Origin of the sequence: Nonomuraea phyllanthi, assembly GCF_006334985.2 — a bacterium.
Lineage (GTDB): Bacteria > Actinomycetota > Actinomycetes > Streptosporangiales > Streptosporangiaceae > Nonomuraea > Nonomuraea phyllanthi.
Map to the genome: position 1 here is coordinate 257,784 of NZ_VDLX02000014.1, position 21,934 is coordinate 279,717.

The 21,934-nt window shown below is 72.5% G+C and carries 26 protein-coding genes; 15 read left to right on the forward strand and 11 right to left on the reverse strand.

All coding sequences use genetic code 11. The features are described from left to right. Positions 1-7: 7 nt before the first annotated feature. A complete protein-coding gene (locus tag FH608_RS33555; RefSeq protein ID WP_139634379.1) occupies positions 8-1,423 on the reverse strand; it encodes an acyl-CoA carboxylase subunit beta in 1,416 nt (471 codons plus the stop codon). 179 nt (positions 1,424-1,602) lie between these two features. Between FH608_RS33555 and FH608_RS33560 the strand changes: the two genes are divergently transcribed. The 3 genes from FH608_RS33560 to FH608_RS33570 all read left to right on the forward strand — a co-directional run bounded on the left by FH608_RS33560 (position 1,603) and on the right by FH608_RS33570 (position 5,929). Beyond that, positions 1,603-4,809 carry a GH92 family glycosyl hydrolase gene (locus FH608_RS33560; protein ID WP_226900129.1) on the forward strand — a complete coding sequence of 1,069 codons (3,207 nt, stop codon included), beginning with the start codon at positions 1,603-1,605 and terminating at the stop codon, positions 4,807-4,809. A 326-nt stretch (positions 4,810-5,135) separates the two neighbouring features. Beyond that, complete coding sequence (locus tag FH608_RS33565) at positions 5,136-5,522, forward strand: hypothetical protein (protein WP_139634380.1); 387 nt, start codon at positions 5,136-5,138, stop codon at positions 5,520-5,522. A 23-nt stretch (positions 5,523-5,545) separates the two neighbouring features. Then, complete coding sequence (locus FH608_RS33570; protein ID WP_139634381.1) at positions 5,546-5,929, forward strand: hypothetical protein; 384 nt, start codon at positions 5,546-5,548, stop codon at positions 5,927-5,929. A 233-nt stretch (positions 5,930-6,162) separates the two neighbouring features. On the opposite strand, the gene FH608_RS33575 is transcribed toward FH608_RS33570, so the two are convergent. Further along, the gene (locus FH608_RS33575) at positions 6,163-6,627 is read right to left on the reverse strand and encodes a MarR family winged helix-turn-helix transcriptional regulator (RefSeq protein ID WP_139634382.1); all 465 of its coding nucleotides are present in this window, start codon (positions 6,625-6,627) and stop codon (positions 6,163-6,165) included. 85 nt (positions 6,628-6,712) lie between these two features. On the opposite strand from FH608_RS33575, the gene FH608_RS33580 reads away from it, so the two are divergent. The 4 genes from FH608_RS33580 (at position 6,713) to FH608_RS33595 (ending at position 9,754) form a co-directional block, all read left to right on the forward strand. Then, positions 6,713-7,153, forward strand: coding sequence for a nitroreductase/quinone reductase family protein (locus FH608_RS33580; RefSeq protein ID WP_226900130.1), 441 nt, complete (start codon positions 6,713-6,715; stop codon positions 7,151-7,153). Then, a complete protein-coding gene (locus tag FH608_RS33585; protein WP_139634383.1) occupies positions 7,150-8,370 on the forward strand; it encodes an FAD-dependent oxidoreductase in 1,221 nt (406 codons plus the stop codon). The genes FH608_RS33580 and FH608_RS33585 overlap by 4 nt, the downstream gene beginning before the upstream one ends. Positions 8,371-8,441: 71 nt before the next feature. Next, positions 8,442-9,416: a pirin family protein gene (locus tag FH608_RS33590; RefSeq protein WP_139634384.1), complete on the forward strand. Its 975-nt coding sequence runs from the start codon at positions 8,442-8,444 to the stop codon at positions 9,414-9,416. Positions 9,417-9,418: 2 nt separating this feature from the next. Continuing rightward, positions 9,419-9,754, forward strand: a complete 336-nt coding sequence (locus FH608_RS33595) for a tetratricopeptide repeat protein (RefSeq protein WP_139634385.1) — start codon at positions 9,419-9,421, stop codon at positions 9,752-9,754. A gap of 139 nt (positions 9,755-9,893) precedes the next feature. On the opposite strand, the gene FH608_RS33600 is transcribed toward FH608_RS33595, so the two are convergent. Further along, positions 9,894-10,319 carry a nuclear transport factor 2 family protein gene (locus tag FH608_RS33600; protein WP_139634386.1) on the reverse strand — a complete coding sequence of 142 codons (426 nt, stop codon included), beginning with the start codon at positions 10,317-10,319 and terminating at the stop codon, positions 9,894-9,896. A 104-nt stretch (positions 10,320-10,423) separates the two neighbouring features. Here FH608_RS33600 and FH608_RS33605 point away from each other — a divergent pair, with 104 nt between their 5' ends. Then, positions 10,424-11,281, forward strand: coding sequence for an FRG domain-containing protein (locus tag FH608_RS33605; protein WP_193318774.1), 858 nt, complete (start codon positions 10,424-10,426; stop codon positions 11,279-11,281). 288 nt (positions 11,282-11,569) lie between these two features. Here FH608_RS33605 and FH608_RS33615 read toward each other — a convergent pair whose 3' ends face one another. Then, positions 11,570-12,079, reverse strand: coding sequence for a thioredoxin domain-containing protein (locus FH608_RS33615; protein ID WP_139634388.1), 510 nt, complete (start codon positions 12,077-12,079; stop codon positions 11,570-11,572). A 71-nt stretch (positions 12,080-12,150) separates the two neighbouring features. Continuing rightward, complete coding sequence (locus FH608_RS33620) at positions 12,151-12,330, reverse strand: hypothetical protein (RefSeq protein ID WP_139634389.1); 180 nt, start codon at positions 12,328-12,330, stop codon at positions 12,151-12,153. A gap of 171 nt (positions 12,331-12,501) precedes the next feature. Here FH608_RS33620 and FH608_RS33625 point away from each other — a divergent pair, with 171 nt between their 5' ends. Both FH608_RS33625 and FH608_RS33630 read left to right on the forward strand, forming a co-directional pair. Continuing rightward, positions 12,502-13,044, forward strand: coding sequence for a TlpA family protein disulfide reductase (locus tag FH608_RS33625; protein ID WP_139634390.1), 543 nt, complete (start codon positions 12,502-12,504; stop codon positions 13,042-13,044). 20 nt (positions 13,045-13,064) lie between these two features. Continuing rightward, positions 13,065-13,550: a S26 family signal peptidase gene (locus tag FH608_RS33630; RefSeq protein ID WP_139634391.1), complete on the forward strand. Its 486-nt coding sequence runs from the start codon at positions 13,065-13,067 to the stop codon at positions 13,548-13,550. Here the strand turns inward: FH608_RS33630 and FH608_RS33635 are convergent. The 4 genes from FH608_RS33635 to FH608_RS33650 all read right to left on the reverse strand — a co-directional run bounded on the left by FH608_RS33635 (position 13,535) and on the right by FH608_RS33650 (position 16,542). After that, positions 13,535-14,374 (reverse strand): AfsR/SARP family transcriptional regulator, encoded by an 840-nt coding sequence (locus tag FH608_RS33635; RefSeq protein ID WP_139634392.1) that lies wholly within the window; start codon positions 14,372-14,374, stop codon positions 13,535-13,537. The genes FH608_RS33630 and FH608_RS33635 overlap by 16 nt on opposite strands. Before the next feature lie 201 nt (positions 14,375-14,575). Further along, the gene (locus FH608_RS33640) at positions 14,576-15,004 is read right to left on the reverse strand and encodes a cold shock domain-containing protein (protein ID WP_226900131.1); all 429 of its coding nucleotides are present in this window, start codon (positions 15,002-15,004) and stop codon (positions 14,576-14,578) included. A gap of 174 nt (positions 15,005-15,178) precedes the next feature. Then, on the reverse strand, positions 15,179-15,883 hold the full coding sequence (locus FH608_RS33645; protein WP_139634393.1) for a tyrosine-protein phosphatase: 705 nt from the start codon (positions 15,881-15,883) through the stop codon (positions 15,179-15,181). A gap of 53 nt (positions 15,884-15,936) precedes the next feature. Continuing rightward, the gene (locus FH608_RS33650) at positions 15,937-16,542 is read right to left on the reverse strand and encodes a TetR/AcrR family transcriptional regulator (protein WP_139634394.1); all 606 of its coding nucleotides are present in this window, start codon (positions 16,540-16,542) and stop codon (positions 15,937-15,939) included. A gap of 97 nt (positions 16,543-16,639) precedes the next feature. Here FH608_RS33650 and FH608_RS33655 point away from each other — a divergent pair, with 97 nt between their 5' ends. Next, positions 16,640-17,668 carry a LacI family DNA-binding transcriptional regulator gene (locus FH608_RS33655; RefSeq protein WP_139634395.1) on the forward strand — a complete coding sequence of 343 codons (1,029 nt, stop codon included), beginning with the start codon at positions 16,640-16,642 and terminating at the stop codon, positions 17,666-17,668. Positions 17,669-17,819: 151 nt separating this feature from the next. Here the strand turns inward: FH608_RS33655 and FH608_RS33660 are convergent, their stop codons facing one another. Beyond that, on the reverse strand, positions 17,820-18,584 hold the full coding sequence (locus tag FH608_RS33660; protein WP_139634396.1) for a hypothetical protein: 765 nt from the start codon (positions 18,582-18,584) through the stop codon (positions 17,820-17,822). Here FH608_RS33660 and FH608_RS33665 point away from each other — a divergent pair. From FH608_RS33665 to FH608_RS33680, 4 genes are all read left to right on the forward strand, one after another. Continuing rightward, entirely contained in the window at positions 18,556-19,095 is a 540-nt protein-coding gene (locus tag FH608_RS33665) for a hypothetical protein (protein WP_139634397.1), read from the forward strand. The two genes, FH608_RS33660 and FH608_RS33665, sit on opposite strands and share 29 nt — an antisense overlap. 24 nt (positions 19,096-19,119) lie before the next feature. Continuing rightward, a complete protein-coding gene (locus FH608_RS33670; protein ID WP_139634398.1) occupies positions 19,120-19,416 on the forward strand; it encodes a hypothetical protein in 297 nt (98 codons plus the stop codon). A 530-nt stretch (positions 19,417-19,946) separates the two neighbouring features. Further along, positions 19,947-20,723: an SDR family oxidoreductase gene (locus FH608_RS33675; RefSeq protein ID WP_139634399.1), complete on the forward strand. Its 777-nt coding sequence runs from the start codon at positions 19,947-19,949 to the stop codon at positions 20,721-20,723. Continuing rightward, positions 20,720-21,085: a DoxX family protein gene (locus FH608_RS33680; protein ID WP_139634400.1), complete on the forward strand. Its 366-nt coding sequence runs from the start codon at positions 20,720-20,722 to the stop codon at positions 21,083-21,085. The genes FH608_RS33675 and FH608_RS33680 overlap by 4 nt, the downstream gene beginning before the upstream one ends. Before the next feature lie 70 nt (positions 21,086-21,155). On the opposite strand, the gene FH608_RS33685 is transcribed toward FH608_RS33680, so the two are convergent. Next, on the reverse strand, positions 21,156-21,934 hold a 779-nt coding region (locus tag FH608_RS33685), incomplete at its 5' end, for a rhamnogalacturonan lyase family protein (protein WP_455430074.1).

Consider the following 21,934-nt stretch of genomic DNA (forward strand, 5'->3'; position numbering starts at 1 on the left):
GGGGGGCTCACAGCGGGATGTTGGAGTGGCGGCCGCGGGCGCGGGGCGCGCGGGCCAACGCCTGCGCGATCCGCAGCCGCGAGGTCTCCGGCGCGATGACCTCGTCCACGACACCGATGGCCACGGCCCGCTCGATCCCGCCCGCGAGCTGCCGGTGCTCCTCGGCCAGGCGCGCGCGCAGCTCCGCGCGCTCCGGCTCGGGGACCGCCGCCAGGGCCTTCCTGTGCAGGACGCCGACCGCGGACTCCGCGCCCATGACGGCGACCTCAGCGCCGGGCCAGGCGAACACGCTGGTGGCGCCGAGCGAGCGGGAGTTCATCGCGATGTACGCGCCCCCGTACGCCTTGCGGGTGATCAGGGTGACCCGGGGCACGACCGACTCGGCGAAGGCGTGCAGCAGCTTGGCGCCCCTGCGGACGACGCCGCCCCACTCCTGGTCCACCCCCGGCAGGTAGCCGGGCACGTCCACCAGCACGACGAGCGGCAGCCCGTGGGAGTCGCACATGCGGACGAACCGCGCGCTCTTCTCGGCCGACAGCGAGTCGAGGCAGCCGCCCTTGTGCCGGGGGTTGCTCGCCAGCACGCCCACGGACCTGCCGCCGAGCCGGCCGAGGCCGACCAGCACGTTGGCGGCCCAGCGGGGCTGCAGCTCCTCGAAGCCGCCGTCCATGAGCTCCCGCACCAGCGGGCGCACGTCGTACGCGCGGCGCGGCGAGTCGGGCAGCAGCGCGCGCAGGTCCCGAGGCTCGGCGAGCGCGGGCAGGTCGAACGTGCCGTGGTGGGAGAAGACGCCGGTCAGGCGGCGGGCGCGGCGCAGGGCGTCCTCCTCGTCGGCGGCCACGATGTGGGCCACGCCCGACCTGCGGCCGTGCGCCTCGGGGCCGCCGAGCCCGGCCATGTCGATGCTCTCGCCGGTGACGCTGCGCACGATGTCCGGGCCGGTCACGAAGACGCGCCCGGTGCCGGCCATGACGACGACGTCGGTGAGCGCCGGGCCGTACGCCGCCGCGCCCGCGGCCGGCCCGAGGATGACCGAGATCTGCGGGACCACGCCGGAGGCCCAGGTCATGGCGGCGAACATGCGGCCGACGCCGTCCATGGACTCCACGCCGTCGGCGAGCCTGGCTCCGCCGGAGTGCCAGAGGCCGACCACCGGGCAGCCCTGGCGTACGGCGGCCTCGATCGCCTCGACGATGTGCAGGGACCCCTCCGCGCCGAGCGCGCCGCCCATCCGGCGCGCGTCCGTGCAGTAGGCGACGGCGGGCGCGCCGCCGATCAGCCCGTGCACGGCCAGCACCCCGCTGTCGTCGTCGCCGTGGAGCGGCACGGCCGAGCCGGGGTCGAGCAGGCGGGCGAGCCGGGCGGCGGGGGCCCGGGGATCGGCGGCGGGGCTCTCGACGGAAACCGTGGACACGACAGTCATCGCTCTTCCTCACGCCGGTTCGACACACAGGTACCTGCGAATGTGGCAACGGTGTCCGGCGCCCGCCAACCCCTACCGGGGTGTCCGCTGGTGACAGGTTCTGGCCGTCTTTTTTCCTCGTTGACCCCCTTGTGGGGCCCGGGTTTCGATACTGCGATCCCACTTTCTGGAGGACTGCCGTGTCCAAATGGTCCTTACCGATCGTCGCCGCCCTCGTGGCGGCGGCAGCGTTCCCGTCCGGAACCGGGGCGGCGGCGGCCTCCGTCGCCACCCCGGTGCAGAACCCGGCCGCCCTGGTCAACGTCTTCCACGGGACCAAGGAGGCCGCGACCGACTTCGGCCACGGCGGCGGCGGGGGCATGACGTTCCCCGGCGCCGTGCTGCCGTTCGGCATGATGCAGTGGAGTCCCGACACGGTGGCCGACGCCGGAGGCGGCTACCGCTGGGAGGACAACCGGTTGCGCGGCTACTCCATGACGCACATCTCGGGGCCCGGCTGCACGGGCGCGCAGGACTTCCCGGTGATGCCGTTCTCCGGCGAGGTCGGCCGCTCGCCCGCCACCCACGGCGAGGACTACGTCCAGACCTTCAAGCACGACAACGAGCAGGCCTCCCCCGGCTTCTACAGCAGCGTCCTGGACACCGGGATCAAGACGGAGATCTCCGTCAGCATGCGGGCGGGCGTCGCCCGCTTCACGTTCCCGCAGGGCAAGCCGGGCACCGTGCTGCTCAACACCAGCGGCTCCATCAACGGCGTGGACGACGGTGAGACCCGGATCAGCGGCAACACGGTCGAGGGCTGGGTGCAGACCGGCGGCTTCTGCGGCCCGCCGATGCGCTACAAGGTCTACTTCCACGCCACCTTCGACCAGCCGGTCACCGGCTTCGGCACGTGGAAGGACGACGAGGTGCGGCCCGGGGCCCAGACCGTGGCCAACAAGGGCGCCGCCCGGGTCAGGGGCGACGTGGTCACCCAGGACGACGTCGTCGTCAACGGGCCCGGCTCGGGGGCCTACCTCCAGTTCGACGCCGCCCGCCCGGTCCAGATGCGCGTCGGGCTGTCGTACGTGAGCCTCGAGGGCGCGAAGAAGAACTACGCCGCCGAGATCGCGGGCAAGGGCCTCGACCAGGTGCGGCAGGAGGCCACCACGGCCTGGAACAAGCGCCTGGCCCAGGTGTCCGTCACCGGCGGCACCGCCGACCAGCAGCGCACCTTCTACAGCAGCCTCTACCACGCGCTGCTCCAGCCGTACGTGTTCGAGGACGTCGACGGCACCTACGCCGGCTTCGACCAGAAGCCGCACACCGTGCGCCCCGGCCACCACCAGTACGCGACCTTCTCCGGCTGGGACATCTACCGCAGCGAGGTGCAGCTGCTGGCCCTGCTCGCGCCGGACGTGGCGAGCGACATCGCCCAGTCGATGTACGACAACGCGCAGGCCATCGGCAACGTCTGGGACCGCTGGTCGCACCAGAACGCCGTCACCGGCGTCATGGTCGGCGACCCCTACCACGTGATCCTGTCGACCATGTACGCCTTCGGCGCCCGCGACTTCGAGTACGCCTCCGCGCTCAAGGCCATGGCGGAGGCGGCCCGCCGCGTCGGCCCCATGGACGTCGGCCACCCGCAGATCGGCTACGACGAGCGGCCCGGCAACGCCTCCTACATGGACAAGGGCTACGTCCCCCTGGACGTCTCCTCCACCCTGGAGTACGGCATCGCCGACTTCGGCATCGCCCAGCTCGCGAACCGGCTCGGCGACCGGGCGACGGCCGCCGAGTTCATGAAGCGGTCGCAGGCCTGGCAGAGCATGTACAACCCGGCCGAGCAGTGGATCGAGCCGCGCATGAGCGACGGCTCGTTCAAGGCCCCGTTCGACCCGGGCGACCCCGACGTCTACCAGGAGGGCAACGGCGCCCAGTACACCTGGCTGGTGCCGCACAACCCGCTCGGCCTGTTCACCGCGATGGGCGGGGGCGCCGAGGCGAGCGGCCGCCTGGACAAGTTCTTCGGCAAGCTGAACGCCGGGCCGGCCGAGCCGTACGCCTACCTGGGCAACGAGCCGGGGCTGCCGGCGCCGTGGCTGTACGCCTGGCTGCGGCAGCCGTACAAGACGCAGGAGCTGGTGCGGCGCGTGCAGAAGGAGCTGTTCGGGCCCGGCCCCGACGGCCTGGTCGGCAACGACGACCTGGGCGCCATGGGCTCGTGGTACGTCTGGTCGGCCATGGGGCTGTTCCCGGCGATCCCCGGCCGCGCCGAGCTGTTCGTGAGCACGCCGCTGTTCGACCGCATCACGATCGACCGCCCGGCGGGCGACATCGTCATCAGCGCGCCGGACGCCGACGAGCCCTACATCCGGGGGCTCAAGGTGAACGGCGTGAACACCACCAAGGCGTGGCTGCCCGAGGGGTTCGCGACCCAGGGCGGGCGGCTCGACTTCGACCTCGGAACGAGTCCCGGCTGGTGGTTCGGCACTCAGCCGCGCGACGTGCCGCCCTCCTTCGACGAGGGCTCGAAGCCGTACGTCGCCGGCCTGGGCCCCGGCAGCGGGCCCGTCGAGCCGGGCGGCACCTTCAAGACGGAGCTCGCGGTGCGCTCCCTCGGCCGGGCGGCCACCCTGACGTGGCAGGCCAGGCCGCCGGCGGGCGTCACGGTGTCGCCGTCCGGCGGCACGCTCAGCGTCCCCGCCACCGGCGAGGCCCGGGTGCCGCTCACCGTCTCGGTGTCCGGCTCGGCCGGGCTCGGCTTCGCGACCGTCCCCATCGCGGTCGGCGACACCACGGCGAGCGTGCGGCTCAACGTGGCCGAGCGCGGCAGCCCGGAGTGGTACCACAACAACGCCGGCATCGGCGACGCCGCCTCCCCCGGCGAGGCCAACCTCGACGGGCCCGGCTTCAGCTACTCCGCCCAGGCGCTGGCCGACGCGGGCCTGCGGCCCGGCGAGCCGGTGACCTGGAAGGACTTCAGCTTCACCTGGCCGGACCGGAAGAAGGGCGAGTGGGACAACCTCCGCCCGGGCACCGAGCCGATCGAGGTGGCGGCACCTGACGGGGCCACCAAGCTCTCCTTCCTCGGCTCGGGCACGCAGGGCAACCCCGAGTCCGAGGTGACCGTCACCTACACGGACGGCACGAAGAGCACGGCCAAGCTGGGCTTCAGCGACTGGATCCTGGACTTCGGCTCGGACGACCCGCAGTTCGGCAACGAGATCGTGGCCACCACGCCGTACCGCCTGTTCTGGGGGTCGTGGGAGCTCCACCCGATCAACGCGTACGTCTACGCCTCCCAGCCCATCACCCTGGACCCGGGCAAGAAGGTGAAGAGCCTGACTTTCTCCCCGGTGGACGAGGGCCGGATGCACATCTTCACCTGGGCGTTCGCCTAGATTTCCCGGCACACCGGCAGGCCCCCGTCCGCTCGTCCGAGCGGGCGGGGGCCTTTCCCACGGCCTCAGGTTACCGAGCGCTTGCCGTTGGCCCTGGCCGCGGTCGCGGCGGTACAGCGCAGGCGGGGCAGGGGTTCCGGCGTCGGACGCGGCCCTCCGGCGGGCGCGGAAGGGGAGGTCACGACGCCCGCCGACGACCATGGGTTCGCGTGCTGCCGATCAAGAAACCTTGAGCGTCGCGGTCCGGGGTGTCTCATGCCGCGGTCCCCGCGCCGAACCTACCTTCTGTCGTGGCACACACATCTGTCGTAACAGAGGGGGATTTCATGCTCCGTCATGTCTTGGCGGGCGGGCTCGCGCTGGCCGTCAGCGGCCTCGTCCTGGCCACCGGACCCGCCGCGTACGCCGACCTGGAGGCCCCGTACGCGCGGGCCGCGGCGATCGTCGACGCGGACGGCGGCCTGAACAACGGCAAGAACGTCGTCACGTCCTGGCGGGCCGGCACCGGCAAGTACTGCGTGCAGGTCGCCTCCCACCTGAACCTGGACGACTCGGTGATCCAGATCACCGCGCGCCAGGTCATGCGGCTGCCCTCCATCGCCTACCGGCACCGCTCGGCCACCTGCCACCGGGACCACACCATCACCGTCTACGTCGCCAACCCCCACACGGGGCGCCCCGCCGACTCCGGCTTCGACCTGTCCGTCTCCTGACCGCCACAGAAAGGAGCATTCACATGAAGCAGATCAGGCGCGTCGCCGCGGGGATGCTGGCCGCGGCCGCGGTCCTGGCCCCGGCCGCCGCACGGGCGGACACGCCGTACGCGCAGGCGTCGGCCACGGTCGACGAGCACGGGTCGGTGAAACACGGCAAGCACGTCACCGACGTCTGGCACCCGTACCAGGGGATCTACTGCGTCGGCCTGGACGAGACGGTCGATCTGGAGGGGCCCGTGGCGATCCAGGTCACGCCCATCGGGCACTACGACGCACCGCGGTCGCTGTCGGTCGACATCGGCGCGCCGACGTGCGGCCAGGACCGGTTCCACACGATCGCCGTCTACAGCCAGCTCTACAACGGGAGGCGGGCCGAGGTCGCATTCCTGCTCAGCGTCTCCTGAGCGCTTCACCTGTACCGAAGGACGAGGGCCACGCGCGTCGCACGCGCGTGGCCGCCCGCTTTTCGGGGTCGGGCGCGCGTGGCCCGCACGCCGCGCGTCGATCAGCCGGCGCCGGCCGGTCGGCCGACTGCGGGCGGTCGGCCGCTGTGGGCGATCGGCGGGCGGCGGTCAGTCAGTCAGTCAGACAGGCGGCTGCGGTCGATCGACCGGCGTCGGTCAGTCGGACGGCTGCGTCAGTCGGACGGCTGTGGCTGGTGGGCGAAGCGGGCGAGGGCGTCGCGGACCTGCTGCAGGAAGGCGAGGACCGCGGCGGCGGTGGGCGCGTCGAGGGCGTCGGTGATCCCGCGCAGCTCGGCGACGAGCGGGGCCAGCGCGGCCGTGACCTCCGCGCGCGCGTGCTCCGTCGGATGCAGCGCGAGCCGCCGCCTGTCCTGCCCGTGCGGGACCTTGACCAGATGGCCGGTGTCGACCAGCCGCTCGACCAGCACGGTGGCGGACGCCGACCGGATGCCCAGCAGGTGACCGAGCTCCACCACGCCCAGCGGCGTGGGACTGAAGGTCACGTGATCGAGGGCGAGCACGTCGGTCACCCCGATCCCCAGCCGCCTGGCCAGTGCCCGGTGCACGTCGGGGGAATCACGCAACACCTCGCGTATCGCCTGCCCGATGGCATATCCGGATTCGGTCTGGTCTGTCACAGCGCCCACTGTATCGAGCGCTCCATCCGGACATTTCGCTAGACAATCGAGTGATATTCGCTAGAGTGTCTAGCGACTCGGGTAGGTGATCGTTGTGGACGTCGTCGCGCTCAACCGCATGATGATCGATCGGCTGCTCGCCGAGCCACCACGCCCGATCGCGGAGGGCGAGTGCGCGCTCCGCGTGCTGGAGGTGCCGGGCCGCCGGACCGGGGAGCGGCGGCGGGTGCCGGTCGGCGTGCTGCGCCACCAGGGGGAGGACTACCTCGTCTGCCCCGACCGCACCCGCGACTGGCCGCGCAACCTGGCCGGGCACCCGCGCTGCACGCTGCTGGCGGGGCGGAGCGCGGAGGAGCGCAGCGGCGTCCCGGTGCCGGGTGCGGGCGCGGCCGAGGTGGTGGCCGCCTACCTCAAGGCGGTGGACGCGCCCTGGGTGAAGGCCGCCTTCGGGCTGGGCGAGGAGCCCGCCCTCGCCGAGATCGAGCAGGCGCTGCCCCGCATGGCCGTCTTCCACCTGCGGCCGTGAACGCGCGGGGGCCGGCCCGATGCGTGGTGGTCGGCGCGGGGCCGGGGGGCGTGCTGCTGACCTACCTGCTGGGGCGGGCCGGGATCGAGGTGACCCTGCTGGAGGCGCGGGCCGACTTCGAGCGCGACTTCCGCGGCGACTCGCTGCACCCGTACACGCTGGAGCTCCTCGCCACACTGGGGCTGGCCGAGGACCTGCTGCGGCTGCCGCACCACCGTGCCCGCCACTTCCGCTTCCACACCCGGGCGGGCACGGTGGTCACCGCGGACTACGGCCGGATCGCCTCCAGGTACAACTACGTGGCGCTCATGCCGCAGTCGCGGTTCCTGGAGTTCATGGCCGGCCGGATCGCGGAGCTGGACCACGCCCGCGTCCTCACCAGGTCCAAGGCGACCGGCCTGCTCACCGGGCCGGCGGAGCGGGTCTCCGGCGTCCGCTGCGGCGAGAGCGAGCTGCCGGCGGACCTCGTCGTGGCGACCGACGGCCGCCACTCGCGCATGCGGCGCCTGGCGGGACTGCCGACCGAGAGCCTGGGCGCGACCGGCGACCTGCTCTGGTTCCGGCTGCCGCGCCGCCCGGGAGACCCGCCCGAGGCCGACGTCGACCTGTACTTCGGCCGCGACCACTACGTGGCCCTGCTCGGCGGCGTGGACGACTGGCAGGTCGGCTTCACCCTGCCCAAGGGCGGTTACGCCGCCGCCCGGGACGCCGGGGTCACGCCGATCAGGAACTTCGTGGCCGAGCACGTCACCTGGCTGGCCGACCGGGTCGACCTGCTGACCGGCTTCGCCCAGACGACCCTGCTGTCGGTGGAGATCAGCCGGGTGGCGCGCTGGTGGCGGCCCGGGCTGCTGCTGCTCGGCGACGCGGCGCACGTCATCTCGCCGGTCGGCGGCAACGGCATCCTCATGGCGGTCCAGGACGCGGTGGCCGCGGCCAACCGGCTCATCCCGCCCCTGCGGGCGGGGGCCGTGGGCGACGAGGTGCTGGCGGCCGTCCAGTCCGACCGGGAGCCGGCGATCCGGCGGGTGCAGGCCCAGCAGGTACGCACCGAGCGCCGCACGGCCCGCGCCAGGGACACCGGCCGGCCGCTGCTTCCCCCCACCCCTCTGCTCAAGGCGCTGACCGCGCTGCCGGGGATGCGGGCCCGCGCCGCCCGGCGCAACGCGTACGGGCCGCACCCGCCCCGCCTGGACCTGGCGCTCCTCGGCACCTGACCCGGGAATGCCGGATACCCTCCGGGCGTTGAGCCGGGCAGCGGTTGAACATTCAATCACCTGGAGGGGTCATGCCAGCCATCACCGCCGACACCCTGACGCTGCCGCGCGTCGCCGCACCCGACCCGGCCGCCGCCGCGCGGCGGCCCGTGCTGTCGGTGACGACCGCGCCGAGCGACTACGAGGGCGAGGGCTTCCCGGTACGGCGCGCGTTCGCCGGAGTGCCGGTGTCCGCGCTGGACCCGTTCATCCATATGGACCAGATGGGCGAGGTCGAGTACGCGCCCGGCGAGCCCAAGGGCACCCCCTGGCACCCGCACCGCGGCTTCGAGACCGTCACCTACATCATCGACGGCATCTTCGACCACCAGGACTCCAACGGCGGCGGCGGCACGATCACCAACGGCGACACCCAGTGGATGACGGCCGGAGCCGGCCTGCTGCACATCGAGAAGCCGCCGGAGCACCTGGTGGTCTCGGGCGGGCTGTTCCACGGCGTGCAACTTTGGGTCAACCTGCCGCGCGCCCACAAGTTCCACCCGCCCCGCTACCAGGACATCCGCGGCCGCCAGACGGCGCTGCTCGCCTCGGCCGACGGCGGGACGCTGCTGCGGGTGATCGCCGGCGAGCTCGACGGGCACGCCGGTCCCGGCGTCACGTTCACGCCGATCACGATGGTGCACGCGACGGTGAGCCCGGGGGCGCGGCTGGAACTGCCGTGGAACCCCGCGTTCAACGCCCTCGCGTACGTGCTGGCCGGGCACGGCACCGTCGGGGACGAGCGGCGGCCGGTGCGCAAGGGGCAGCTCGCCGTCTTCGGCCAGGGCGGGTCGCTCTCCCTCGCCGCCGACCCGTCCCAGCCCCAGGCCGAGCCGAACCTGGAGGTGCTGCTGCTCGGCGGGCAGCCGATCCGGGAGCCGGTCGTGCACTACGGGCCCTTCGTGATGAACACCCGCGCCGAGATCCTCCAGGCCATGGAGGACTACCAGGCCGGTCGCCTGGGGGTCGTCCCCGCCGAGAGGATGCCGCACACGGGAGGAGAGTGACCATGCCGATCGAGACCCTGACTGGACGAGGGCTCGCGGAGGAGTACGCGCGCGGGCGGCTCTTCTTCGAGTCCGAGGACTACATCGGGGCCGCGCGCATCCTGGCCGGGGTGGTGGCCGCGGCCCCGGACAACCTCGCGGCCCGTCTGCTGCTGGCCCGCGCCTACTACCACTCGGCCCAGCTCCTCCGGGCCGAGTCCGAGCTCCGGCTGGTGCTGGAGCGCGACCCGGCGGAGGGGTACGCCTGCCTCCTGCTCGGCCGCACGCTGCAGCGCCAGAACCGTCACAAGGACGCCGAGCCCTACCTCCGGCTCCACGCCGCGATGACGGGCGGCTGACCACCCGGACGCGAGCCCGGTGCCGGCCCTGGACCGGCACCGGGCCGACACCGGGCCGACACCGGGCCGACACTGGGCAACGTCAAGCGCCCTGGTGCGCACCGGGCGGCGGCCCGCCGGTCAGCCCCGCCAGGCCCGGTCAGCCTCGCCTGGCCGCGGGCCAGCCGTGCCCCCAGCCGCCCTGGACCATGGTCTGGAAGGCCCAGCCGTCCTCCGTGCGCACCAGCAGGTCGGCGTAGTGCATGTGGTGCGTCTGCCCCTCCACCGTCATCGTCGCCTCCGTCTCCACGACCACCAGGTTCGGGCTGAGGAAGTGGGGCGTCCGCCTCGACTCCAGGCCCAGGCCGGCCGTGCCGCCGCCCATGGCCTCCTTCATGGCCTCGACGTACTCGGCCCGCGTCCACTGGCGGACGGCCGCGTAGCCGCCCGGCACGTCGGTGGCCAGGTTCATCGGGAAGACCGCCAGGTCGGCCAGCTTCTCGAGCGCGCCCTCCTCGGCCGCCGCGTCGTACTCGGCGAACCATGCCTCGACGCTCTTCAGTTCCTCGTTGCTCGGCTGGTACATCCGTGCCCCTCCCTTGTCGTACGCTGTACCGTACAGCATACGTAACCTCTGGGCAAACTGCGGCCGCGCGTGTGGGAGGGACGGCCGGGGGCATCCACTCCGGAATGGAACTGGTGAGGGTCTCGTCCTGGCGCGTGCTGGACGACGCGGTCAGCGAGGCGGGCCGGTGCGACGGGACCGAGCACGCGCACTCCACGCTGGTCTTCCGGGGGGCGGCGAGGAGCACGTACTCGCACATGTCCGGCCTGGCCCGGCTGGACGGCGACTATGCAGCACTAGAGTCGCACCTGATACGAAATTTCCGGAAATACGCCCATCGGCAGGTGCCCGGACCGACGATCTGGGACTGGCTGGCCCTGGGCCAACACCACGGCCTGCCCACGCGCCTGCTGGACTGGACGTTCTCCCCGCTGGTGGCCCTGCACTTCACGACCGCCTCGTGGCCGGACGACGACGGCGTGCTGCTGGCGGTCGACTGCGCGGGCGCGCACCGGCTGCTGCCCGAGCCGCTGCGCGCGTCGCTGGAGGCGGAGGGCGCGCTGGTCTTCACCACGGAGCTGCTCGCGGAGAGTGCCGGCGACCTCGCGCGCTTCGACCGGCTCGGCGGGGACGAGCCGTTCCTGGCGTTCTTCGAGCCGCCGTCGCTGGACGACCGGGTGATCAACCAGTCGTCGGTGCTGTCGGCCTTCTCGTGCGTCACGTTCCAGCTGGAGCAGTGGCTGGAGGAACATCCGGGGCTGTGGCACGGGTGGCTGGTCCCGTCCGGGGTCAAGGCGGAAATCAGGCAGCGGCTCGACCAGGCGAACATCACCGAGCGCGTGCTGCTCCCCGGGCTGGACGGGCTGGCCGACTGGCTGCGTCGCTACTACTCGCCGGGCGGCGTCGCGACCGGCGACGGCGGCGGCGCCTCGATGACGGCCGGCGAGCGCCGCCACCGGCACGAAGGCCCCATGGCCACATGACGCGCCGGACCCGGCGCGACCGGCGGCGGCGGGCTGATCTCCTCCTCCACCAGCAGGGACACGAACCACCGGCCGGCCGCGTCCTTCGACACGGTCGCCGTGGACGGCTGCGCACCCACCGGCATCGAGCGCGACCACACGATGTTCAGTGGGGTGATCATCTTCGCCAGGGTCGGTGCGCCGTCGCGCCGGCGGAACGCCGAGCGGGTGTACTGGGCTGCCCCGCCGGTCACCTGCACGCCGAGCTCGACCGGTGGCCGGCCGCCTGATCCGGGCGGGCCGCCTCGGTCAGGGGATCACGAACACCTCGTCCAGCTCGCCACTGGACGCCAGCACCAGCCCCGTCGCGTCCACCAGCGCGTACGCGGGAAACCCCCGGACCTTGAACGCCCTGCCCAGCGCGCCGCGCTCCGGCTCCACCACGACCCTGGCCACCCGCTCCAGCTCCGCCGCGTACGGCCGCGCGGCCCGCTCCTCCCCCACCACCACGGCCAGCACCGCCTCCCGCCCGCCGGGGAACCGGCCGGCGATGCTCCCGAAGCCGGGAACCTGGTCCACGGAGGCGGGGCAGGCCGGCGAGAAGAACGCGACCAGCCCGAAGTCGGGCAGCGCGGTCCGATCGACGCGTGCGCCGTCGGTCGTGTCCGCGTGGAACGGACCGACGGTCTCGTCCATCTCCAGGACCACCGGCCGGGCCTCGGCCTGCCGGGCGAGGCGGCGTACCTGGCGTGCCAGGGACAGCGTCACCAGCAGGTGAGCGGCCGACACGACCGACAGGAGCACAACCGTGAATGACATGGGGATCCCGTCTGCCTGGGGGCCTGCCCGGCGGCGGCCGGCGGCACGCGCGCCGGGCAGACGGTCGGACATCAGCAGCAGTTGCAGATGTAGTTGCCGCAGGAGATCCGGCCGCACGAGCTGCCGTAGCGGCAGCAGGTGCGGACCAGGCAGGTGTTGCCCTCGGTCCAGCAGGAGCAGGCCTGGGCGGTGGCCTTGGGGACGAGCTTCGTGAGCATTCTGTCGGCCAGGGATTCGACGAGTCGTACCATGGTTGGTCTCCGTTCGTCACGGATGATTTCGGCACGACCGTAGGCTTCCGCCGTACATGTCTCATACGGGTTTGATACTCGCCGACCAGGGTGTATACGACCTGTATGGGGGTTGTATCACGGCCCCCTAGCGTCCCCAGCGAAGCGATGTGCGCCTTTGCTGGAGGACCCATGCCTGTCGTCGTGTCCCTCGTCGCCGTCGTCGGCGCGATCTGCCTGCTCGACCTGGTCCTGACGGTCGGGGTCATCCGCCGGCTGCGCGAGCACTCGACCCTGATCACCGAGATGGGCGGCGGGCAGCCGCCCGCACCGATGCTGGAGACCGGGGAGACGGCCGGCGCGTTCGAGGCCCTGTCCACCACCGGGGAGATCGTCTCCAGGGCCGGGCTGTCCGGCAACACGCTGGTCGCGGTCTTCTCGCCGGACTGCTCCGCCTGCAAGGCCCAGCTGCCCGCCTTCGTCCGGCTGGCCCGGTCGTTCACCGGCGGACGTGACCAGGTGGTGGCGGTCGTCGCCGAGATGGGCGGGGACGCCGAGCCCTACCGCCTGGAGCTGGAGCCGGTCGCGCGGGTGGTCATCGAGCGGGAGGGTACGGGGATCAACCAGGCGCTCCAGGTCAGGGCGTTCCCGGCCTTCGGCATCCTGGGCGAGGGGGGCGAGGTCAAGGTGTCCGGCCTCGACCCCGACAAGGTCGTCATGCCGGTCACGGCGTGACGCCCCCGCCTCTCCTCACCATGAGCGGTGGTGCCGTGATCGTGGTGGCGCTCGCCCTGGTGGTGCTGGCCGGGGCGGGCCTCGCGGGGCTGCGGCGGGCGCTGACGGTCGTGGACGTGGAGGGCCGCAGCATGGAGCCGGCCCTGCACGCGGGCGACCGGGTGCTGGTGAGGCGCAGGCCGCTGGAACGGGTACGCACCGGGGACATCGTCGTCGTCGAGCAGCACGGCCTGGGCCGCCCCGGAGCGCGGCTGCGGGCCGGCTCCCCGAGAGGGCGGTGGGTGATCAAGCGGGTGGCCGGGCTGCCCGGGGATCCGGTGCCCGAGGCGGTCGCCGGCGCGGTGGGCGCGGCCCCCGGGTCCCGGGTGCCGCGCGGCCGGTTCGTCGCGCTGGGCGACAACCCGCCGCTCAGCTTCGACTCGCGGGCCTGCGGCTACTACGCGGGAGATCGGGTGCTCGGCGTGGTGCTGCGCACGGTCACGACGGCGGGTCAGCGGCGGCGGTAGCAGGGCAGCCCGTGGCCGCGGCTGCGGGCCCTGCCGCAGCGGGCGCCGGAGCGGCGGCGGGCGGAGGCCGGCGCCAGGGCGGGGTCGCGGGCGAGCATGGCCCGGTGCAGGGCGACGAGGTCGGGGCCGGGGTCCACGCCGAGGCGCTCGGCCAGCGCCTGGCGGGCGGCGGCGTACGCGGCCAGGGCCCCCTCGATGTCGCCGGAGCGGTAGAGGGCCAGCATGAGGTGGCCCCACATGCGCTCCCTGGTCGGGTGGCGCGAGACGAGGGTACGCAGGTCGGTGACCATGATCTCGTGCTCGCCCAGCTCCAGCCGGGCCGCCGCGTACGACTCCAGCGCCAGGCAGCGCTGCTCCTCCAGGGCGTCCAGCCAGGGCGCGACGGGCACCGTGCGCGGCACGTCCTCGGCGGGGCGCCCCCGCCACAGCGCCAGCCCGGCGGACAGGTGGCGCAGCGCCTCGCGCGGCGCGCCCTTGGACAGGTCGGCCTGCCCCTGCCGCAGCCGCCCGGCGAATTCGACGCTGTCCAGTTCGCCGCCATTCACCTCCAGCGCGTAACCGGGCCGCCGCGTTATGACCCGGGAATTGTGACCGTCGGTCAGCGCCTGGCGTAGTTTGTTGGCGTAACTGCGCAGGTTGTACATCGCGGAATTGGGTGGCGAATCCTCCCACAGAGCGGCCATCAGTCGCTCCAGGGGGACCGTCCTGTTCGGCTCCATCAACAGCATGGTGAGCATGAGCCGCTGTTTGAGCGTGCCCAGTCGCACGCTCACACCGTCCCGCGTGACCTGCAGGGGACCCAGCACACCGAACCGCAGGCTCATCCGGCCTCCATTGTCGGGGCGATATTCTGGGAGCGCTCCCAAAGAGCCACGATAAATCCTCGCCCAATATGGGTCAAGGACTTATCCGAAATGGCCGCGTCACGTAGCGTGTTGTTACTTCCGAGTATGCCTCTGAATTTCTTTATGCAGAACGCCGTTCGGCACCCGTAATTATCTTTATGCGCGGGACGTGCCCCCGGCTCAGTTCTCCACCCAGCCGTGCGAGCGGGCCTTCTCCACCAGCCGGTCGCGGATCTGCGAGATCTGGGCGCCGGTCAGCGACGGCACGTGCTTGATCAGCACCTCCGTCACCTCGGTGGTGAACTCGTCGGGCGCGAGCACGTCGCACATGCCGTCGTCGTCGCCCACGGGCATCGCCCTCGCGTGCCCGTTGGCGTGGACCGACGACCGGGGCGCGGAGTGGTCGTCGAGGATGCGCACCGTCGTGACCTTCAGGCCGCGCTCGCTCTCCTCCACGTCGTACTCGACGCGCAGCCCCGGCTGGACCAGGTGGCGCTGGTCCCCGAAGTCGTTCGCGTGCACGAACACGTCCTCGCCGCCCGCCGACGGAGCGATGAACCCGTATCCCCGCACGTCGTCGAAACGCAGAATCCTGCCAACAGCCACCACGACCACCACCTGTCACCGGGCCGCCCTGCCAACGCAGGCCCTGTCTGAAACGTCAGTACGCCTTGTTACGCCAAACGGCCGTCGAGATCAAGCGCCGTGCGGACGCGGTCGCGCGCCGTCCGACGCCACCAAGTTATTTATCCGTACATTTCAGCTTACGTGAGCGTTCGCAGCTCAGCGGGGCAGCAGCAGCCCGTCCCGGAGCCGTGCGACCACTTCCTCGTCCACCTTGAGCCCATCCGTCACATAACTCCGTACGGACCCGTGGGCCGCCGTCAGATCCGCCAGGAACAGCCGCATGATCTCCGCGGGAGCCCGCCCGTACCCGGGCCATCTCAGCTCGCGGCCCGGGTTCGCGGCGCGCCAGTCGGCGACCAGCCGTCCAGTGGCCCGCTCGGTCAGCGCGAAGTCCCGTACGACGTCCTCTTCCGCCACCCCCAGCAGGGACAGCACGAGCGCGGCCACCAGCCCGGTGCGGTCCTTGCCCGAAGCGCAGTGGAACACCAGCGGCTCGTCGGCCGAGGCGATGAGCTCCAGGGCGCGCCGCAGTTCCGCCACCCCGTCCGCGGCCACCTCGGCGTAGCGGTCGGCCAGGTAGCGCCACGGGTCGGCGTCCGGATCGATCTCCGCCTGGTCGTAGGGCCGGTGCTCGATGCTGAGGTTGTGGTAGGCCATCCCGTCGTGGTGCGGCACCCGTCCCCTGGCCTCGATCTCCCAGGGATAGCGCAGGTCGATCACCGTACGGACGCCGAGCGCGAGGAACCGGTCCCAGTCCGCGCCGCGCAGCTTGGCCAGCGAGTCGGAACGGAACAGCCGCCCCCACCGCACCGTGCGGCCGTCGGCGGCCCGATAACCACCCAGATCCCGGAAATTATGCAAACGCTAAAACGCGATATGTCTTCTCACGCGGGCCCACTCTACGGGGGCTCCGCTCAGGACGGCCGCGGGCCGCCCGTACGGAGGTGGGCGATGCCCATATCGAGGGCGGCCTCCAGATGCGTGGTGTCGCCGGTGGACATCTGGATCAGGACACCGCCCTGGATGCCGGCGAGCAGGGCGGCCGCCGCGCGGTCGGGGTCCAGGTCACGGTCGATCTCGCCGGCGTCCTGCATGTGCCGTACGCCGGCGGCGATCTCGGCCTGCCATCGGCGCACCAGCTCCGTGACCACGGCCTGGGCGCCGGGGGTGCGGTTGCCCAGGTGCGAGGTGACGGAGTTGAGCGGGCACAGGCGGCCCTGCCGCCGGTAGCGGTCGACGACCTTGTCGCGCCACGCCTGCCAGGCGGGCCAGGAGGTGAGCTCGCCGAGCTGGGGCCGCTGGTCCTCCAGCACCTGGTCGGCCTCGTAGCGGGCCACGGCCAGCAGCAGCTCCTCCCGGCCGCCGGGGAAGTAGTGGAAGAGCTGGCTCTTGCTCGTCGCCGTCCTGGACAGCACGTCGTCGAGGGTCGTGGCGCCCACCCCGAACTCCCGGATGTGCGCCGCCGCGCCCGCGAGGATGCGCTGCCGCGTCGCGGCGCCCTTGCGGGTCAGCGCACGCATGGTCAACCCTCCGGTCTGGACTGCACGGTCCACACTAGCGCCTGGCGGCGGGCACCGGTTGATCGAGTTGCCGGCGTACCGTCGTTAGACTTCGGCCATGACCGCGGAGTCGTCCCCTCTGACCATCGCTCAGCTCGCCGAGCTGGCCGGCGTCTCCACCGCGACGGTGTCGAAGGTCGTCAACGGCCGCTCCGAGGTCGCGCCGGAGACCCGCGCCGCCGTCGAACAACTCATCCGCCAGCACGGCTACCGCCGCCAGCGCCGCAGGCCCACCCCGACCGCCCTGGTGGAGCTGGTCTTCCACGCCCTGGAAGGCGACTACCCCACCGAGATCATCAAGGGCGTCGAGCGGGTGGCGCACGCCCAGGAGATCACCGTGGGCGTGTCGGAGCTGCACCACCCCGCTCCCGAGCGCGGCTGGCTGGAGGGCGTGCTGCGCCGCCGCCCGACCGGGCTCGGCGTGATCGCGGTCTTCTCCAGCCTGTCCCAGTCGCAGCGCGAGCAGCTCGCCCACCGCGAGATCCCCCTCGTCCTGCTCGACCCCGCCGACGACCCCGGGCACGGCATCCCCTCGGTCGGCGCCGGCAACTGGAACGGCGGCCTGACCGCCACCCGCCACCTGCTGGAGCTCGGGCACCGCCGCATCGCCATCATCACCGGCCCCGAGAACGCGCTGCCCAGCCGGGCCCGGCTCGACGGCTACCGCACCGCCCTCGACATGGCCGGCGTGCCGGTCGACCCCCAGCTCATCGCCCGCGGCGACTTCCTCATCGAGGGCGGCCTGGCCGAGGCGGAGCGGCTGCTGCGACTGCCCGACCCGCCCACCGCCATCTTCGCCACCAACGACGGGCAGGCCATCGGCGCCTACCACGCGGCCCGCCGGCTCGGCCTGCGCATCCCCGACGATCTCAGCGTGATCGGCTTCGACGACCTGCCACCGATGCGCTGGGCCATCCCCCCGCTGACCACCATCCGCCAGCCCCTGGCCGACATGGCCGCCGCGGCCACCACCATGCTGCTCACCCTGGCGCACGGCGAGCCGCTGCCCCAGAGCCGCATCGAGCTCGCCACCGACCTCGTGATCCGCGAGAGCACCGCCCCTCCCCCAGCCAGGAAGCGCTCGTAGGGCCGGCGACCCGCCCCCAGGGCGATCGAACCTTTGGGACGGCCGATGTCCCGGACCGCACGGCACGCGGCGGGCCACGGTCAGGGCGCGCGGTGAGTCACGGTCGCATGAGCCGTCACCACGCGGCCTGGCCGTCTCGCTCACCGCACGCTCAGCCGGCGTCCTCCCCGGGCCGGGCACCGTCGGACGGGTCGGAGGCCGATGGCGGCGTTCCCTCGGCGGCGGCGTCCTCATCGCTCGCGGGCTCCTCGCCGCGCCGCCTGCGGCCCTGGTACTCCGCGTCGGGGGCGTTTCCGTCCGTGGCCGGGGCGAAGGCGTCGAACGGGGTGGTCGCGCCGGGGATGACGATGCGCTCCAACGGCTCGGTGTCGACGAGCGACTCCAGCGGCCCGGTGGGGACGACGACCTTCAGCGGCTTGCCCCGGTCGGCGGGCTCCCCGTGCGGGTCCTCACCTGAACGGGGTGCGGGCGAGCCGGCCTCGGGTTCCGCGCCCACCTGCTCGTCGGGCCCGTCCGGTGAGTCGTCGCCCTGCCCGCTCCGAGCGTCGTCCTGGTCGGCAGGGGCGTCGGACGGTGCGTCCGCATCCTCGACCGGGATGTGGGGCAAGGCGTCGCCCTGCTCGCTCCGAACGTCGTCCTGATCGCCGGGTGGGACGGTGTCGAGTGGCGGTGGCAGGGTGCTGACGGCCTCGATGGCTTCCAGGAGCTCCTGCCTCCACAGAATGCCCTCGTCGGGGTCGGCGGCGCGGTGGCGGGGGACGTGCGTCGACGGGCTCGGCGTCACGTACGCGGCGGTGGCCAGGTGGGCTCGGCGACGGGTTTTGAACACGGCGAACATCACGAGCACGGCCATCAGCGCCACCACGGCCGAGGCGATCACCATCGGGGTGAACGAGCCGGACAGCGGGCCGGTCACCGACGCCTGGGCGTGCGAGGGGAACGCGGTCGTCGCCGTCGTGGTGGCGGATGAGGCCAGTGTGGTTTCGTCGGACTTCTCGGCCGGCGGCCGGGGTGCGGCGATCGCGGTCGATTCCGTCGGGGAGGCGCTCGTGGTGGTCGGCGCGTCGTTGGAGGTGGCCGTCGGCTCCGGCTCCGACGTGGCCGCCTGCTCGGACGGTGAGGAGGTCTCCTCAGGTTCGGAACTGGCGGGCGGCGCGGCCTGGGACGTGGTCGGCTCCGCCGGAGCGGAACTCGTCTCGGCCGATGCGGGGGGCGACGAGGGGGCGGCGGTCTCCGGAGCCGAGGCGGTGACCGTGGCGGAGGGCGTGTCGGAGGTCGGGGTGGCCGAGGGCGTGTCGGACGTCGGCGTGGGAGTGGCCGACGGCGAGTCGGAGGTGGGGGTCGGGGTGGCCGACGGCGAGTCCGACGTCGGCGTGGGAGTGGCCGAGGGCGTCTCGGACGTCGGCGTCGGCGTGGCCGACGGCTGATCCGAGGTCGGCTTGGACGTGGGCGTGACCGACGGTGTGGTGGAGGTCGGCGTCGCGGTGGCGGTCGGCTCGTGCGAGGTGGGCCTCGCCGTGGCGGTCGGCTCGTGCGAGGTGGGCCTCGCGGTAGCGGACGGCTGGTCCGAGGACGGTCTCGCGGTGGCCGCCGGCTTGTGCGAGGTCGGCCTGGTGGATGGCGCGTCGGACTTGTGGGTGGCTCTTGGAGCGGCCGGGGCGCCAGGGTGGTGGTCGCCCGTGGCGGGGGACGCATGGGAGTCGTCTCGCCCGCCGCCAGGGCTCGACGGCTGGTGGGAATCGCCGTGAGACGTGGGGCCGTCCCCGGTGCCCGCGCCCGGCCGGGTGTCCGCCTGGTGCGGCCGGTCCGCCGGGTGCGGGCGGTCGTCCGTTACGCGAGGAGCCTGGTCGCGCGGTACGTGGGCCGCCTTGTCGCCGGACGGCCGTTCTTGACCTGCGTGGGAGCCGGGCGGCTGGTGGGGTGGAAACGTGTGCATCTCTGGCGCCATGGAAGTGGGGGAACCTCTCGAAACAGCTCCGGAAGCCCGGGGTAGGGCGAGGGTACCTTGCCGTTTCCGCAGGTCAAGAGCCCGCCAATAGGGCCCCGGCAGCTTCGGCGAGAGCAAAAGCGCAGGTCAGGGGCACTGTCCGATATATGCCCACATAGGCGTTATGGCGGAAAAATCTACCTTAAGTCGCCGAGCACCCCGAGAGGGCGGTGATCCGAAGAGGCGGGATGAGCCGTCATGAGCAACCGGCGAGTCAGCGGCGCTTGACGGAACTGTAAGTTTCGGCAAGGCTTTTGTCGAAACCATCGGTTCCGACAAACGGGGAATGACATGGATCTGCACCTGCGTGGCAAGCGGGCGCTCATCACCGGCGCCTCCCGCGGCATCGGCGCCGCCATCGCCGAGGTCCTGGCGGAGGAGGGCTGCGACCTCGACCTGGTCGCGCGCGGCGGCGCCGAGCTGGACAAGCTGGCCTTCCGGCTGCGCTCCGACCACGGCGTGGACGTCTCCACGCACGTCGTGGACCTGCGCCAGGGCGACGACCTCGACCGGTTCGCCGCCGCGGTGCCCGTACCGGACGTCCTGGTCAACAACGCCGGCGACATCCCCGGCGGCCCCTTGGCGGCGGTGGACGAGCAGGCGTGGCGGCACGGCTGGGAGCTGAAGGTGTTCGGCTACATCAACCTCACCCGCCACCTGTACGCCAGGATGAAGGAGCGCGGGCACGGCGTGATCGTCAACAACATCGGCGCCTCCGGCGAGGGCTACGACGCCAACTACATCGCGGGCAGCACCGGCAACGCCGCCCTGATGACGTTCACCAAGGCCCTGGGCGGGCACAGCCTGCGCGACGGCATCCGCGTGGTCGGCGTGAACCCCGGCCCGGTGGCGACCGAACGCATCCTGACGCTCATGAAGGCGCAGGCCCGCGCCCGTTTCGGCGACGAGTCGCGCCACGCCGAGCTGGCCGCGATGTTCCCGCTCGGACGCGCGGCCGGCCCGCGCGAGGTCGCCGATCTGGTCGCCTTCCTGGCCTCCGACCGATCCGCGTACACCACCGGCGCGGTCTTCACCATCGACGGCGGCGTGTCCGCGGCGGGTTTGTGAACGCGTTCCTCTGGGCCGTCCAGGGCACCCTCGCGGCGGTGTTCGTCGTGACCGGCCTGCGCAAGGCGATCCAGTCCGAGGAGGGCCTGAAGGCGGGGCTTCCCGCGTTGGGCGGCTTCTCGCTGACGGCCGTCCGGCTCGTCGCGGTCGCCGAGCTGGCCGGGGCGGCGGGGCTGGTCCTGCCCGCCGCCACCGGCATCGCGCCGGTGCTGACCCCGCTGGCGGCGGTCGGCCTGGCGGTGATCATGGTGCTGGCCGCGCGCACGCATCTGCGCCGCCGCGAGTACGGCTCGACCGTGCTCACCGCCGTTCTGTTCCTCGCCGCCGCGGCCGTCGTCTGGGGCCGCTTCGTCCTGTCGTAGCGAGCCGTGCATGAGGCCCCGGGCCCGGCCTCGTAGGAGGGCGAGGGCGGGCCCAGGGCGGAGGGGATGGTCAGCGGACGTAGATGTCGGGCTGGGGCGGGGTGCTCATGCCGTCGCCGATGAAGAAGCTGGGATGCGGCGGCTGGTTGTAGGCGGTGTTCTGCCAGGCCAGAGCCACGCGATACTGCGGGTCGTGCAGCAACGTGTGGATCTTGATGCCGGTACGGACCGGCGTGGCGTAGATCCGCAACGCCCGGTTGTCGGAGGTGGGCCAGATCACCTCCTCACGCCAGTCCCCCAGAACGTCGCCCGACAGCGACGGAACCGCCTTGGTCCCGTTGTTGGAATGCACATCACTCCCGGTCAGCAGCCGGCTGTCACCACCGGTGCCGTACTTGTCGATATGCGTGCCATCCAGCAACTCCCGCACCGCATCGGCGTCCCACCAGGCCAGGAAGTTCATCGAGGACGGCTTGCGCCCCACATTCGCGCCACTGGGACTGCGCAGCGACCCGTCCCGCGCCGACCACGACTCCGCGCCCCGGCTGCCCGCCCAGATGTCCCCCGACACCCCGCGGCCGTTGTCGCCACCCGAAGCGGTCGACCACAACACCTGACCCGTCCGCGCGTCGGCGAACCAGGAGCCCGGCTTGCTGCTGTCCTCATCGACCTTGAACTCCTCCAGCCCCGGCCGGGACGGATCCAGATCGCCGACGTGCATGGCATCGCCGTGACCGTTGCGGTTGTTCCACAACGGAGCACCGTTGTCGTTGACCGCCATCGACCCGTAGACGATCTCGTCCCGCCCATCGGCATCCACATCGGCCACCGACAGGTTGTGATTGCCCT

What these genes read in the sequence shown, in the direction of transcription:
- FH608_RS33555 (WP_139634379.1), bottom strand. Translation starts at nt 1,423, where the DNA reads ATGACTGTCGTGTCCACGGTTTCCGTCGAGAGCCCCGCCGCCGATCCC.
- FH608_RS33565 (WP_139634380.1), top strand. Translation starts at nt 5,136, where the DNA reads ATGCTCCGTCATGTCTTGGCGGGCGGGCTCGCGCTGGCCGTCAGCGGC.
- FH608_RS33570 (WP_139634381.1), top strand. Translation starts at nt 5,546, where the DNA reads ATGAAGCAGATCAGGCGCGTCGCCGCGGGGATGCTGGCCGCGGCCGCG.
- FH608_RS33590 (WP_139634384.1), top strand. Translation starts at nt 8,442, where the DNA reads ATGCCAGCCATCACCGCCGACACCCTGACGCTGCCGCGCGTCGCCGCA.
- FH608_RS33595 (WP_139634385.1), top strand. Translation starts at nt 9,419, where the DNA reads ATGCCGATCGAGACCCTGACTGGACGAGGGCTCGCGGAGGAGTACGCG.
- FH608_RS33600 (WP_139634386.1), bottom strand. Translation starts at nt 10,319, where the DNA reads ATGTACCAGCCGAGCAACGAGGAACTGAAGAGCGTCGAGGCATGGTTC.
- FH608_RS33605 (WP_193318774.1), top strand. Translation starts at nt 10,424, where the DNA reads ATGGAACTGGTGAGGGTCTCGTCCTGGCGCGTGCTGGACGACGCGGTC.
- FH608_RS33615 (WP_139634388.1), bottom strand. Translation starts at nt 12,079, where the DNA reads ATGTCATTCACGGTTGTGCTCCTGTCGGTCGTGTCGGCCGCTCACCTG.
- FH608_RS33620 (WP_139634389.1), bottom strand. Translation starts at nt 12,330, where the DNA reads ATGGTACGACTCGTCGAATCCCTGGCCGACAGAATGCTCACGAAGCTC.
- FH608_RS33625 (WP_139634390.1), top strand. Translation starts at nt 12,502, where the DNA reads ATGCCTGTCGTCGTGTCCCTCGTCGCCGTCGTCGGCGCGATCTGCCTG.
- FH608_RS33630 (WP_139634391.1), top strand. Translation starts at nt 13,065, where the DNA reads ATGAGCGGTGGTGCCGTGATCGTGGTGGCGCTCGCCCTGGTGGTGCTG.
- FH608_RS33635 (WP_139634392.1), bottom strand. Translation starts at nt 14,374, where the DNA reads ATGAGCCTGCGGTTCGGTGTGCTGGGTCCCCTGCAGGTCACGCGGGAC.
- FH608_RS33650 (WP_139634394.1), bottom strand. Translation starts at nt 16,542, where the DNA reads ATGCGTGCGCTGACCCGCAAGGGCGCCGCGACGCGGCAGCGCATCCTC.
- FH608_RS33655 (WP_139634395.1), top strand. Translation starts at nt 16,640, where the DNA reads ATGACCGCGGAGTCGTCCCCTCTGACCATCGCTCAGCTCGCCGAGCTG.
- FH608_RS33675 (WP_139634399.1), top strand. Translation starts at nt 19,947, where the DNA reads ATGGATCTGCACCTGCGTGGCAAGCGGGCGCTCATCACCGGCGCCTCC.